The sequence below is a fragment of the Bacteroides sp. An51A genome, from assembly GCF_002161565.1.
Classification (GTDB): Bacteria; Bacteroidota; Bacteroidia; order Bacteroidales; family Bacteroidaceae; genus Phocaeicola; species Phocaeicola intestinalis.
On the sequence record NZ_NFIC01000001.1, the window covers coordinates 717,399 to 729,742 of the forward strand.

At 49.3% G+C, this 12,344-nt stretch carries 11 protein-coding genes and 1 pseudogene; 6 read left to right on the forward strand and 6 right to left on the reverse strand.

The window, feature by feature from the left end:
• Positions 1–681 (forward strand): phosphatase PAP2 family protein, encoded by a 681-nt coding sequence (locus B5G04_RS02800; RefSeq protein WP_204246988.1) that lies wholly within the window; start codon positions 1–3, stop codon positions 679–681.
• A 7-nt stretch (positions 682–688) separates the two neighbouring features.
• Here B5G04_RS02800 and B5G04_RS02805 read toward each other — a convergent pair whose 3' ends face one another.
• Positions 689–1,990: an alpha-L-fucosidase gene (locus B5G04_RS02805; protein ID WP_087395844.1), complete on the reverse strand. Its 1,302-nt coding sequence runs from the start codon at positions 1,988–1,990 to the stop codon at positions 689–691.
• A 277-nt stretch (positions 1,991–2,267) separates the two neighbouring features.
• Here B5G04_RS02805 and B5G04_RS19595 point away from each other — a divergent pair, with 277 nt between their 5' ends.
• Positions 2,268–2,534 carry a hypothetical protein gene (locus tag B5G04_RS19595; protein ID WP_158100019.1) on the forward strand — a complete coding sequence of 89 codons (267 nt, stop codon included), beginning with the start codon at positions 2,268–2,270 and terminating at the stop codon, positions 2,532–2,534.
• Positions 2,535–2,904: 370 nt separating this feature from the next.
• Positions 2,905–3,273 (forward strand): annotated as a pseudogene (locus B5G04_RS02810) (SUMF1/EgtB/PvdO family nonheme iron enzyme); the annotation flags it as partial.
• 541 nt (positions 3,274–3,814) lie between these two features.
• Here the strand turns inward: B5G04_RS02810 and B5G04_RS02815 are convergent.
• From B5G04_RS02815 to B5G04_RS19600, 4 genes are all read right to left on the reverse strand, one after another.
• Positions 3,815–4,219, reverse strand: a complete 405-nt coding sequence (locus tag B5G04_RS02815; protein ID WP_087395666.1) for a hypothetical protein — start codon at positions 4,217–4,219, stop codon at positions 3,815–3,817.
• 65 nt (positions 4,220–4,284) lie between these two features.
• Positions 4,285–5,196, reverse strand: coding sequence for a WYL domain-containing protein (locus B5G04_RS02820; protein ID WP_087395669.1), 912 nt, complete (start codon positions 5,194–5,196; stop codon positions 4,285–4,287).
• A 198-nt stretch (positions 5,197–5,394) separates the two neighbouring features.
• Positions 5,395–7,869, reverse strand: coding sequence for a beta-galactosidase GalB (galB, locus tag B5G04_RS02825; protein WP_087395672.1), 2,475 nt, complete (start codon positions 7,867–7,869; stop codon positions 5,395–5,397).
• Positions 7,870–8,033: 164 nt separating this feature from the next.
• Positions 8,034–8,204, reverse strand: a complete 171-nt coding sequence (locus B5G04_RS19600) for a hypothetical protein (protein ID WP_158100020.1) — start codon at positions 8,202–8,204, stop codon at positions 8,034–8,036.
• 34 nt (positions 8,205–8,238) lie between these two features.
• Between B5G04_RS19600 and gcvH the strand changes: the two genes are divergently transcribed.
• The 3 genes from gcvH to B5G04_RS02840 all read left to right on the forward strand — a co-directional run bounded on the left by gcvH (position 8,239) and on the right by B5G04_RS02840 (position 11,229).
• Positions 8,239–8,619, forward strand: coding sequence for a glycine cleavage system protein GcvH (gcvH, locus tag B5G04_RS02830; protein WP_087395676.1), 381 nt, complete (start codon positions 8,239–8,241; stop codon positions 8,617–8,619).
• Positions 8,620–8,762: 143 nt separating this feature from the next.
• Positions 8,763–9,272, forward strand: a complete 510-nt coding sequence (gene purE, locus B5G04_RS02835) for a 5-(carboxyamino)imidazole ribonucleotide mutase (protein WP_013617968.1) — start codon at positions 8,763–8,765, stop codon at positions 9,270–9,272.
• 124 nt (positions 9,273–9,396) lie between these two features.
• Positions 9,397–11,229 carry a 4-hydroxy-3-methylbut-2-en-1-yl diphosphate synthase gene (locus B5G04_RS02840; protein WP_087395680.1) on the forward strand — a complete coding sequence of 611 codons (1,833 nt, stop codon included), beginning with the start codon at positions 9,397–9,399 and terminating at the stop codon, positions 11,227–11,229.
• 74 nt (positions 11,230–11,303) lie between these two features.
• Here B5G04_RS02840 and B5G04_RS02845 read toward each other — a convergent pair whose 3' ends face one another.
• Complete coding sequence (locus B5G04_RS02845; RefSeq protein ID WP_087395682.1) at positions 11,304–12,293, reverse strand: arabinan endo-1,5-alpha-L-arabinosidase; 990 nt, start codon at positions 12,291–12,293, stop codon at positions 11,304–11,306.
• Positions 12,294–12,344: the final 51 nt, after the last annotated feature.

The following is a 12,344-nucleotide window of genomic DNA, read 5'->3' on the forward strand; positions in this document are numbered from 1 at the left end:
ATGGAAGATACAAACATCCCCGACCAACTGACTTATCACGACCCCGTACAACGGAACCCTAGAGAAGAAAAAGACCCGTGGGTAACGGCAGCCCGTATCCTGTCGGCTGTATTCACCCCCTTTATGGTCCCTTTCGTGGCCTTTGTCCTGCTCTTTCTCTTCACCTACCTGCGCATATTGCCACTCCAATACAAACTTATCGTGCTTGCCATAGTGTATTGTTTCACCATCCTCTTGCCGATGCTGAGCATATATCTGATGCAGAAAATCAACGGATGGTCTCTTCATGAACTAGGCAAACGCGAACGGCGCTATGTACCCTATATCCTTACCATCCTGAGCTATGTAGGATGCCTTGTCACGATGTACCGTTATCATCTTCCCCGCTATATGGGCGGCATCATCGTGGCAACCTTGCTCTGTATGGTCATCTGTGCGCTTATTAATCTTAAATGGAAAATCAGCACCCACATGGCAAGCGGCGGCATGATGATAGGCGGATTGCTTTCATACAGTTTTATATTCCAGTTCAATCCTACGTGGTGGCTCTGCATCTTCATCCTGCTCACCGGCATGCTAGGCTCGGCACGCATCATCGTCCGCCAGCACACCTTGAATGAAGTGGGCGGAGGCTTCCTCATCGGACTGTTCTGTGGTATTATCGGAATATTGTTTATCTGAATCCGGCTCACTCCAGTTCCAATGCTATCACCGTATCAATATCCGTCGGTATTTTATCAAGCAAAAGCGTGTAACCTACACGGTTCTTCTCGTATTTCACGGGTGTTCCGTTTACGAAATAAAAAGCTTTCTTTACTTTCTTGCCGGTAAGCGGAAGAAACAAAGCCTTGTCTTGCAGGTTAAGGATGTGTACATAAAGCTTATTGCCTTTTTGGGTGGTGCCTCCCCAAGGATGCGGACCGACACATCCGCCACGTGTGCCATAAATGGTCTCACCGTAAACTTTCATCCACTCACCTATCTCCGCCAGACGTTGCAACGCCACTTCGGGCAATTCTCCATCGGGCTGCGGACCAATATTCAATAATAAGTTAGCATCTTTCACGGCTGCACCCACCAAGTATTGAATCAAGTCTTTAGCCGACTTATAGTTTTGGTCTGTAATCTTATACCCCCACATACCGTTCATCGTCTGGCAGGTTTCCAGAGGCAAAGAACTAATGTCTTGTCCCGAAAGTCCGGCTTTATTTTCTCCTGGAAGGTCACGTTCGAAGATTTGAATATCTTCTCCCGGAAAGGGTGTGAAGTGATGATTGTTAGCCACCAGGCAGGAAGGTTGCAATCGATGAATCAAAGCATATTGCTCATCCAATTCCCAATCAAAGCCGGGATTCTGATCCTGATCCCATACACCGTCGAACCAAATAGCACCGATAGGGCCGTAATGGGTCAGCAACTCAGTCAGCTGGTTGTTCATGAAAGTATAATAGCTCCTCCAGTTCCCTTTTGGGTTAGGACGCCCCGTTCCACGTCCCGTGCGTCCCCATACCGCATCTTCACGGTACCAGTCGATATGCGAATAATAAAGATGTAAACCGATGCCCTGCTTACGACATTCATCGGCAAGCTCCTTCAGCACATCACGCTTGAACGGTGTGGCATCCACAATGTTATAATCCGAATATTGCGTATCAAACATCGAAAAACCTTCGTGATGACGTGTCGTAAAAGTAATATACTTCGCCCCCGATGCTTTAATGGCACTCACCCACCTGGCAGCATCAAACTTCGAAGGAAAAAATCCCCCAGCCAGCTTAGCGTACTCCTTATAGTTCAGGTTCTTGTTAGTCATGGTCCACTCACCTGTTGCCAGCATGGCATACAATCCCCAATGCAGGAATATACCGAATTTCTTGTCACGGAACTCTTGGCGGGCTTTCAAATTCTCTGCGGTAGGCTGATAAGTTTGAGCCTTAACGGAAAACATCAAACCGCACATCAATAAAAGCAATAAAAGTCTTATCCTCATAATAATTTCATTTGATATTGTCAAATCCATCTTGTACGCTTGCAGTTACCTGCAAAGTATTTATCCGATAATCCAACGGCTACCAGGTATGTACGAAATCAGTTTTGTTGTAACAAAACAACTGATAAACGTCAATAAAGTAACGAGTGGAATAGCAATGGACAAAAATAAAAAATATCGCTGAAAAAATCGAACGAAACAACAGATTAACGCGATAAAATAGCAATCAGAAGAAAATCACGGAAAAAATTAGAAGCTGTTTTGAATTTATCGTGCGATGATTTGGGATGAGTTTTTGAGGCATTTTCGCTTCTGTGATGAGGAAGATAGCGGGCTATCTGACGAAGAACAGGAGCGAAAAGGACCAAAAAATCGCCCAAAGCACACACGGAAACGGATACATCAAGCCAAGAAAAACTTTTTGGAGAAATTCAAAACAGCTTCTTACATCGTCAATTTTACTTTTATTCCTTTGCCGGGTCTTATAAGCAGAACGTCCGCTCAAACGAGCTTACGAACGAGAACGGACAACATGAATGTATAACTTAAAACATTGAACAGTATGAGACCAACAAGAAAACTGGGAATGGCGATAATGGCAATAATGGCATTGACTGCAAGTTCCTGCGTCACATTGCATAAACACCGCCCCCAAAGAAAAGCGTAAAGAAGCAATGGAAAAGCTGATAACAGACATTGCGGCTGTGCTGACTTCCGACCAACAAGTACTTTACAAACAACTGCAAGAGGAAGCCGCAGCCGAAAGAAAAAACATACGCGCAAAAACTGAGTGATTGCCACTTCTAGACGCTGGCATTGCCTTGGCTGGACGGAGGAAAATCGTATTATTTATTAAGGCAAAAGGAAGTCATGAAACAAATCATTTTTAATGATTTGGGCTCAAGGATGCCGAAGCCTACTGCAACTGGCTCTCTGCAAAAGATACCAAGCACGGTTATCGCCTGCCTTCCGAAGAAGAATGGGTGCTTGCCGCCGGACACATGCCCAAGGATGTTTCCATGAATTCCGGTCATGCGGAACGTGGATTGACAACTGTGGATGCATACGCGCAAAGCAAGGGTGCCTGTGGCGGCATTGACTTTTGGGGAAATTGTTGGGAATGGAGTTCCTCGACCAATGCTGACGGACTGCATATTATCAAAGGTGGCAGTTGGGATTCCGACCGTGACGATTGCCGCAGTGAGAAATCCGATGTAGCAAGGGACGGCTCGCAAGGCTATGCCAATGTTGGTTTCCGAGTGGTAAGAATAGATAGCAACTGAACTTATTTGATTTTCGTTATTTTGTTCCATTTATAAACAGAAGAAAGAAAGGCATAGATATTCTTTCTTCTGTTCTTATTTTGTACCTTTGCCCTCCGAAGAGTTACCGGAACAAGCAAAGCGATGCAGACCACGGCAATTAGAACAGTTGCCAACTCATTACCCGAAAACGAGGTAATTCTTCTAACTCTCTTGATTTCAAAGAGGAACCCTTATACAGATTTACGGAAAATCAATGGAAAAACCAACGCACCTATATCCGCAGGCTTCCGCAACAGGCTGCATCTTACTATGATACTATCCGGAAAAAGCGATTGTCTAGAGTTGAGGAAAATGTAGCCAAAGAAGTGCTTAACTATGAACAAGGCGTGGAAGCATTAGGCATTTATTTACCCAAACAGCCATATTGCTTTGAAAACGAATATATACTTCATTCGCAGTTTCATATATACTGAAACTGGGTAAGAATATATACTTCACCGGCAATCGAAGTATATATCCGTTTTTCGAAAGCAGTTTAATGTTATTTACGGAAAAGTTTTCAGTCTGCTATAAAATCATACAGGTCGGGGTCTTCGTAATTGAGGTCATACTCTGTAGGTTCCACATCCGCCGGATTGACACCGTCCCAACCTTCCAGCGTCACGTTCTTCCGGTGCCGGTACTTCCGTACAGGCTTGGAAACCTGACGGGCTTTGCCCAACCGGATAGAATCCTGGCATTGCTTTGCCGTCAAGGGCGTGCGCGAAAGGATTTCGTAATACCTTACCGTCTTCCTCGGACCTTGAGGCTCCAGCCGCACATTGCCGTTAATCAGCTTTTCAGCTTTGTATTCCCTCTTATCGGGAACCGTTTCCACTTCCACCACATAGCGGTGTAACGTCTGCGCATGGACCATACACGAACAAAACGCAACGATGAGCATACATAAATAGATCTTTTTCATAGGCTATAAGTATTCTGTTTTTGAGTTTTTAAGTTTTTGAGTTCCTGTTATGCTTCAACCTACGATCATTCATTCCGCTTCAACGCTTCTTCGTACACTTTCCGTACCCGTTCCCTAAGGTGGGGCGGGCTGATGACTTCCAGCGAACGGCTTCGGGAAAGCAGCTCCATCACAAAATCATTGGTGATACGCAGGTGTACTTTGATGCGGAACTCGTCCGCATTGTCTGTCAAGACCTGCTGGGAATGATGCAAAGGTACCGACTTCAGGAATTTGCCGTCCAAGGCATCGTACTTCAGTTCGACGTCTTCTACCGGGATGTCCGGCTGGTTCCAGATGCCGTAACAATCGCGGAAAAGCTCGTCCACGTTTATATCCATATTCCGCTTGAAAGTCTCGCTTGCGCATATACGCAGGTCACGGATACGGTCTACTCCGAAAGTCTTCAGCACATCCCCTTCGTATGCCAACAGGTACCACCGCTGGTTCGACTCTTTCAAGTAATGGGGAAGGACTTTCTTTTCCTCTACCTTATCGCCCTGCCTTACCAGCGTATAGCGGAACACCACAGGGTGTGTATGCTTGATGGCACTTATCAGCATCGGCAGGCACTCGCTGGGCAACGGGCGGTGATGTTCCGCCAACACATAGGTGCGCAAGTTGGTGTCTCCTTCCAAGGCATTGAGCAGGTCGAAGTTCTGAAGCAGCTGGCCGTACCGTTCCGGCGCATTTTTGTCTTCTTCCTTTATATAATACCCGTGGGCTTTCTCGTTGAACCCGATACTGATGCCAAACAGACTTTCTATTTCCTTGAAGTCGCGTTGCAACGTGCGTTGCGTCACACCCGAATAGCCGCGCAATGCCATTGCATCTGCCACATAGTGTTTCAGTTCTTCCACAGGCACATACCGCCTCTTGCCTTCCAGCTTGTTGAGAATGACCAACATGCGCTGCAAACCTTCCAACCGTTTTCCCATAGTGTTTATTTTTTAGTTCGAGGCAAAGATAAAAAGGGTAAACGACAAAACATGTCGTTTGTGCAAAAATCTTGATATCACATTTCCACCAAATGTTTTCCGCGTTTTGCCGGTATCCACCAAATCTTTAGATAAAAAGAGAGCAAACGACAGGTTTTATCGTTTGCTCAAAAATCTCCCAATTATAATATATACAGACTATTCACGCACCGTGCGCAAGGTCAGCTTGCCGCCCTTCACACCCTTTGCCTTCGCCTCGAAACAGATTTCTCCGGCTTCTTCTTTAGTCTGTACTATGGCGGTCAATGCACCGCTGAAGGCTGGCATCCGGTTTTCGTGGAACAGATAGAGGCAGGTAGGGTCACCGTTTGCCGAAGCACGATACGTGCCTGCCCCCTTTACCGAGAAGTGTACCAGGCGGTTGTCCATCGGACACAGATTGCCATCCTTGTCCACGATGCGCACCGTGATGTAGGCAAGGTCTTTCCCGTCTGCCGCCAGCTCCGTACGGTCTGCCACCAGCTCAATGTGGTGAGGCTTGCCAGCCGTACGCACTACCTTTTCGTCCGCCGCCTTTCCGGATGCATCGTAAGCCACTACTTTCAGCTCGCCCGGCTCGTATGGCACATCCATCCACATCAGCCGATACCGGCGCTGGAGCCAAAGCGAATCCTTGCCCTGCAGGGCTTGGCTTTCTTCGCGCGTCAGCTTGCGCTGCTTCCCATAGCTCTTGCCGTTCACGAACAGTTCCGCTTCGAGATAACTGGTGTAGACAAATACCGGCGTGTTTTCGCCTTCCCTGCCCTGCCAGTTCCAGTGCGGCAACACGTGCAAGGTAGGTGATTTCCTGTTCCAGATACTCCGATAGAGGTAATAGCGGTCTTTGGGCAGGCTTGCCAGGTCGATAATGCCGAACAACGAGCTATGGCTGGGCCAGGCATCGGTATCGTAAGGCGAAGGTTCGCCCAAGTAATCGAAGCCCGTCCATACAAACTGGCCGATGGTCCACGGATAATCGTCGGCAAGGGCGAAATCCTCATCGGGCACGTTGCTCCACGAGCAATGCTCCAAGTCATATCCACTCGACTGATGGTCTTCGTACTTGGCATCGCCGCGCTTCCGTACCGGGAACTTATACACCCCTCTGGAGCTGACCGTAGAAGATGTTTCCGAGCCCAGCACAATGTTCTGAGGCAGGCGGTTGTAGGCTTCTACATACCGGTGGGCACGGTAATTGAATCCGGGCACATCCAGCATGGCGGCAAACCCATTGCCCAACACGCTCGACACCTGGTCCATGCCGCATGTGACCGGACGCGTAGGGTCTTCGCGGTGACAGATGTCCTGCAGGAACGAAGCCACCTTATACCCTTCGGGCTTCCACTGGGTAGGCACCTCGTTGCCGATGCTCCACATCACCACGCTGGGATGGTTGCGGTAATGGCGCAACATGTTCACCATGTCTTTCTCCGCCCATTCGCCGAAGAAGCGGTGATAACCGTTCTCACACTTGGCGATGTCCCATTCGTCGAACGGCTCCAGCATCATCATAAAGCCCATCTCGTCGCACAGTTCCACCAGTTCGGGAGCCGGCATGTTGTGGGCGGTACGTATCGCGTCGCACCCCATGTCCTTCAACATCGTCAGCTGGCGGCGCAGGGCAGCCACATTCACGGCAGCCCCCAGCGGACCGAGGTCGTGATGGTTGCACACCCCTTGGAACTTGCGGTGCTTCCCGTTCAGGAAGAAACCCTTGTCGGGCACAATCTCCAGGCTGCGGATGCCGAAACGGGTCGTGTATTCGTCCACCTGCCGGTTATCCACGTAAATCTTAGATACCGCCTTATACAAGAAAGGCGTTTCGGGCGACCACAACTTCGGGGCATCTACCAGAAAGTTCTGCTCAAAGGGCATTCCGTGATTGATTTTGCGCGTATTGTCTTTCACTGCTACCACCTTCCCTTCGGGTGAGAGAATCTCCGTCACGATGCGGATATCCTTATCCCCTGCATGGGCAACGGTGGTAAGCAGCTTCACCGAGGCATAGCTGGCTTCCACATGAGGCGTAGTAAGCTGCGTCCCCCATACAGGCACATGCACCTTTTCTGTAGTCACCAGCCGTACGTTCCGGTAAAGCCCTGCCCCCGGATACCAGCGCGAAGACTGCGGGCGGTTTTCCAAACGTACTGCCAGCGTATTCTTCCGCCCGTCCGTATAGATATAAGGTGTCACGTCAATGTGGAACGAATTATACCCCAGCGGCCAGAAGCCCGCTTCTTTTCCGTTCACGTAAACCCGCGCCTCGCTCATGGCACCATCGAACACCAGGGAAGCCTCTTTGCCCGCAGGCACTTCGAAGGTGGTGCGATACCAGCCTGTGCCCACGTAGGGAAGTCCTCCGGTGCGTCCCGTCTTCACCGAAGCCTGCGTCTCGAAGTTCTGCTTAACCGCCACGTTCTGCAGGTCATGGCTCCGGTCGAACGGACCATAGATAGCCCAGTCATGCGGCACGGTCACGGTTTCCCATTGCGTATCGTCAAACGTCTCTTGCACAGCCTCAGGCGCATCACCTTTCGTGAATTTCCAGTTCTTCTCTAACAATGTCTCTTGCCTTTGCGCCCATGCAAAGAGCGAACAGAAACTAAGCAAACACAAAAGTACTTTCTTTTTCATGGTAATAATTTCTTGGTTTTACTGGCAAAAGTAATGATTCTCCTGATATATCGACCGTCCAAGAGAGGAAATTAGACATTTTCGAAACGTAAAATCCGTTCAGACTTCCCATACCAGTATCCGGCTTTTCCCGCTACCGGAAGAAAGAGCGGCCGGCGATGCACCTATATGCGCATGCCGATGCATATAGTTCCGGACACAAACGCAGGTATATGCATCACGCTCTCATCCGGCTTCAATTCCCCATTCGCTACGCCTGCCCGTGCAAGGTTTACCATACGGATAAAGAAATTCTGGCTCCGCCATTCTTCATTCTTCATTTTAAATTCGTACATTTGCAGGAAATATAAACCTTTAAAATCTCGAATTATGAATTTCCCTACGAATGTAAAGTACACGAACGAACACGAATGGATTCGCCTGGAAGGTGAAGAAGCCTATGTAGGCATTACCGATTACGCACAAGACCAATTGGGTGACATCGTCTTTGTAGACATCACCACCGAAGGCGAGACGCTGGACAAAGGCGAAGTGTTCGGCACCATAGAGGTAGTGAAAACCGTTTCCGACCTTTTCCTCCCAATAGGCGGAGAGGTGCTGGAAGTAAACCCGGAACTGGAAGAGCATCCGGAACTGGTGAACCAAGACCCGTACGGCAAAGGCTGGCTGGTACGCATCAAACCGACTGATGCATCAGAACTAGACGAACTGCTGGATGCAGAAGCATACAAGCAACTGATTAATGAATAATTTAATAAAGGAGTTAAGGAGTTAAAGGAGTTATCACTCCGCTGCGCTCCGTTAGGAGTTAAAGCCAATAGTCAGGTTGATGAAAACGAACCTCTTTAACTTCTTAACTCCTTAACTTCTTAACTCCTCAAAAAACAAACGACATGAAACCGATTGTAAGTATCATCATGGGAAGCACTTCCGACCTTCCCGTTATGGAAAAGGCTGCGGCTTTCCTCAACGACATGCAAGTGCCGTTCGAAATGAACGCCCTTTCCGCCCACCGCACTCCCGCCGAAGTGGAGAAGTTTGCCAAAGAAGCCGCAGGCAGGGGCCTGAAAGTCATTATTGCCGGAGCCGGCATGGCGGCTGCATTGCCGGGTGTCATTGCCGCCAATACCACACTGCCCGTCATCGGCATCCCTATCAAAGGTTCCGTCCTGGACGGTGTAGATGCCTTGTATTCCATCCTTCAGATGCCTCCGGGCATCCCCGTGGCTACGGTAGCCATCAACGGGGCGATGAATGCCGCCATCCTTGCCGTGCAGATGCTCGCCCTGTCTGACGAGGCGTTGGCACAGAAGTTTGCCGCATACAAGGAAGGCTTGAAAAACAAAATCGTCAAAGCCAACCAAGACCTGAAAGAGGTGAAATACGAGTACAAAGTAGATTGATTTTTTAGGTAACTAGGTGACAAGGTACTAGGTGACTAGGTTTCAGATACCATCGACTGGTGCCAACAAAGGTATTCAGAACCTTGTCACCTTGTCAACTGGTACCTTGTCAACTAAAAAAAACATGGATTATTTCAATTATTCACGCCGCCAGGCAAGCGAAGTATATGTAGGCGGCACACCTATGGGAGGCACTAACCCCATCCGGGTGCAAAGCATGACCAATACGCCTACCACCGATACCGAAGCCTGTGTAGCACAAGCCATCCGCATCATTGAAGCTGGAGGCGAATATGTGCGCCTCACCACCCAAGGCACACGTGAGGCCGAGAACCTGAAGAACATCAACATCGGCTTGCGCTCGAAAGGCTACGGCACACCGCTGATTGCTGACGTCCACTTCAATCCGAAAGTGGCGGAAGTGGCAGCACTTTATGCCGAAGGGGTACGCATTAACCCGGGCAACTATACCGATGCCGCACGTACCTTCAAGAAGCTGGAGTATACGGATGAAGAATACGCCAAAGAGATACAAAAGATACGCGAACGGCTGGTCCCTTTCCTGAACATCTGCAAGGAAAACCATACCGCCATACGCATCGGGGTGAACCACGGCTCGCTGTCCGACCGTATCATGTCGCGCTATGGCGATACACCGGCAGGCATGGTGGAATCGTGCATGGAGTTCCTGCGCATCTGCGTGGAAGAACAATTCACGGACGTGGTCATTTCCATCAAGGCATCGAATACCGTCATTATGGTGAAAACGGTCCGCTTGCTGGTGGCGCAAATGGAAAAAGAAGGCATGGCGTTCCCGCTTCATTTAGGCGTGACAGAAGCGGGTGACGGGGAAGACGGGCGCATCAAGTCGGCATTGGGCATCGGAGCCCTGCTATGCGACGGACTGGGCGACACCATCCGTGTCTCACTTACAGAAGCTCCTGAAGCCGAAATACCCGTTGCACGCAAATTGGTGGACTACGTCGCCAAGCGGAACGGCCATGTCTACATACCCGGGATGGAAGCGGAAGGCTTTTGCTACACCGACCCTGCGCGCCGTGCTACTACACCCGTGGGAAACATCGGAGGAGAACAAGTGCCCGTAGTCATTTCGGCACGCCTCAACGGGAATATGGAGACAAGCGGACAATTCCGTCCGGACTATATCTATTGCGGGCAGACCTTGCCCGAAGAACGCCAGCCGGGCATCGGCTACATCGTAGACGCTAACCGCTGGGACGGAAGCGAAGGCACGTATCCGGCATTCAGCCACAAACAACTGATTGAGCTTCATTTCAGCCAGGCAGAACGGAAATTCCTTTTCCTTACCTATCTGACGTTGGACGAAGAAGCAATCGCCTGCCTGCGCCGCCATCCGGAAACCGTCATCATCGCACAGAGCAACCATGTGAACCGCTTGGGCGAGTTCCGCGGCTTAGCCCACCAACTGATGGCATTAGGGCTGAAAAACCCATTGGTGTTCTTCCAGTACTATAAGGAAACCTGTCTGGAAGATTTCCAGTTGAAAGCCGCTACGGATATGGGCGCTTTACTCATCGACGGGTTCTGCGACGGCATCTTGCTTTATAACGACGGTGATGCTATCTCCGACTTGAAATCAGACGAAACCGCATTCGGCATCCTGCAAGCCGGACGCCTGCGTACTTCGAAAACCGAATACATCTCCTGCCCGGGATGCGGACGTACGCTCTACGACCTCGAAGCAACCATCGCCCGCATCAAGGCCGCGACCTCGCACCTGAAAGGCTTGAAGATAGGCATCATGGGCTGCATCGTAAACGGTCCGGGCGAAATGGCAGATGCCGACTATGGCTATGTAGGTGCCGGACGAGGCAAAATCAGCCTTTATAAGAAAAAAGAATGCATTGAAAAGAATATCCCCGAAGAGCAGGCGGTGGAGAAACTGCTGGAACTGATTAGCAGGAATGAAGAATGAGAAATGAAGAATGAAGAATGAAGAATTTCCATGCGGGCGAAGCGATTCTTCATTCATCATTCTTCATTCTTCATTTAATAATTGACTACAGGCCATCCGTCAGATGTCCATGTCATTTCGCGTATAAACAATTTCGGGGCTCCATCTTCTGCAATCGAATAAGCATGGCATAAGAAATAATCTTTTCCGTCCAGATGATAAGCTGCGTTATGTCCGATACCGGCATACGCTTCGTTTCCTTCTATCACCAGCGTTCCGCCTCCTTTTGCCATCGGTTTCCCTTCTTTGTCGACATAGGGTCCGACAACCGACTTCGAGCGTCCTACCACGACTTTATAATTACTATCTTTCCCCCGGCAACAATAATCAAATGAAACGAAAAGATAGTAATAGTCTCCGTGCTTCATGATAAACGGAGCTTCTACAGCTCCATCACCCGGATCTTTATCATCCAGCTCGAACGAACGCGGACGGCTGCAAAGCGAATGCCATTCTTCAGGCTGTGCCACCTGCATCAGGTCATCAGTAAGCTTCACCATTTTAATACCATCCCAAAATGAGCCGAAGCTCATCCATGGCGTACCGTCCTCACCGATGATGATATTAGGGTCGATAGCATTCCACATATCCCGGTTGGGAATCGACTGGATTACTTTTCCATGATCCGTCCATTTAAAGTCAGGTTCAGACGGGTCAAGCGTCGGATTGGTAGCATGTCCGATAGCCGAAGTATTCTTGGCAAATGCCGAGCAAGAATAAAACAAGTGATACAACCCATTGTGGTAAATGATATCGGGAGCCCATGTATGTCCCTTATACCCCTTTACAGCTTCCACCGCCCATTGAGGAGCTTCGGCAAACACGGGTTTCTCGAACTTCCAAGTCTTTAAATCCTTAGAGGACATGACAGACACTCCTTCGCCCGTAGCGAACAAATAATAAGTATCACCTTGCTTCGCCATTACCGGGTCGTGCACGAACGGATTGTCGGTAACTTGTGGCTGTTGGGCGAAGCCACACCATGCTGAACCTAAAAACATGGTCAATAAAATAGCTTTTTTCATACGCTTGTGGTTTTATATCTGATTCAATAATTAGACTCACTCGATTGGCAA

What these genes read in the sequence shown, in the direction of transcription:
- purE (WP_013617968.1), top strand. Translation starts at nt 8,763, where the DNA reads ATGAAACCGATTGTAAGTATCATCATGGGAAGCACTTCCGACCTTCCC.
- B5G04_RS02805 (WP_087395844.1), bottom strand. Translation starts at nt 1,990, where the DNA reads ATGAGGATAAGACTTTTATTGCTTTTATTGATGTGCGGTTTGATGTTT.
- gcvH (WP_087395676.1), top strand. Translation starts at nt 8,239, where the DNA reads ATGAATTTCCCTACGAATGTAAAGTACACGAACGAACACGAATGGATT.
- B5G04_RS19595 (WP_158100019.1), top strand. Translation starts at nt 2,268, where the DNA reads ATGATTTGGGATGAGTTTTTGAGGCATTTTCGCTTCTGTGATGAGGAA.
- B5G04_RS02845 (WP_087395682.1), bottom strand. Translation starts at nt 12,293, where the DNA reads ATGAAAAAAGCTATTTTATTGACCATGTTTTTAGGTTCAGCATGGTGT.
- B5G04_RS02815 (WP_087395666.1), bottom strand. Translation starts at nt 4,219, where the DNA reads ATGAAAAAGATCTATTTATGTATGCTCATCGTTGCGTTTTGTTCGTGT.
- galB (WP_087395672.1), bottom strand. Translation starts at nt 7,869, where the DNA reads ATGAAAAAGAAAGTACTTTTGTGTTTGCTTAGTTTCTGTTCGCTCTTT.
- B5G04_RS19600 (WP_158100020.1), bottom strand. Translation starts at nt 8,204, where the DNA reads ATGTACGAATTTAAAATGAAGAATGAAGAATGGCGGAGCCAGAATTTC.
- B5G04_RS02840 (WP_087395680.1), top strand. Translation starts at nt 9,397, where the DNA reads ATGGATTATTTCAATTATTCACGCCGCCAGGCAAGCGAAGTATATGTA.
- B5G04_RS02820 (WP_087395669.1), bottom strand. Translation starts at nt 5,196, where the DNA reads ATGGGAAAACGGTTGGAAGGTTTGCAGCGCATGTTGGTCATTCTCAAC.
- B5G04_RS02800 (WP_204246988.1), top strand. Translation starts at nt 1, where the DNA reads ATGGAAGATACAAACATCCCCGACCAACTGACTTATCACGACCCCGTA.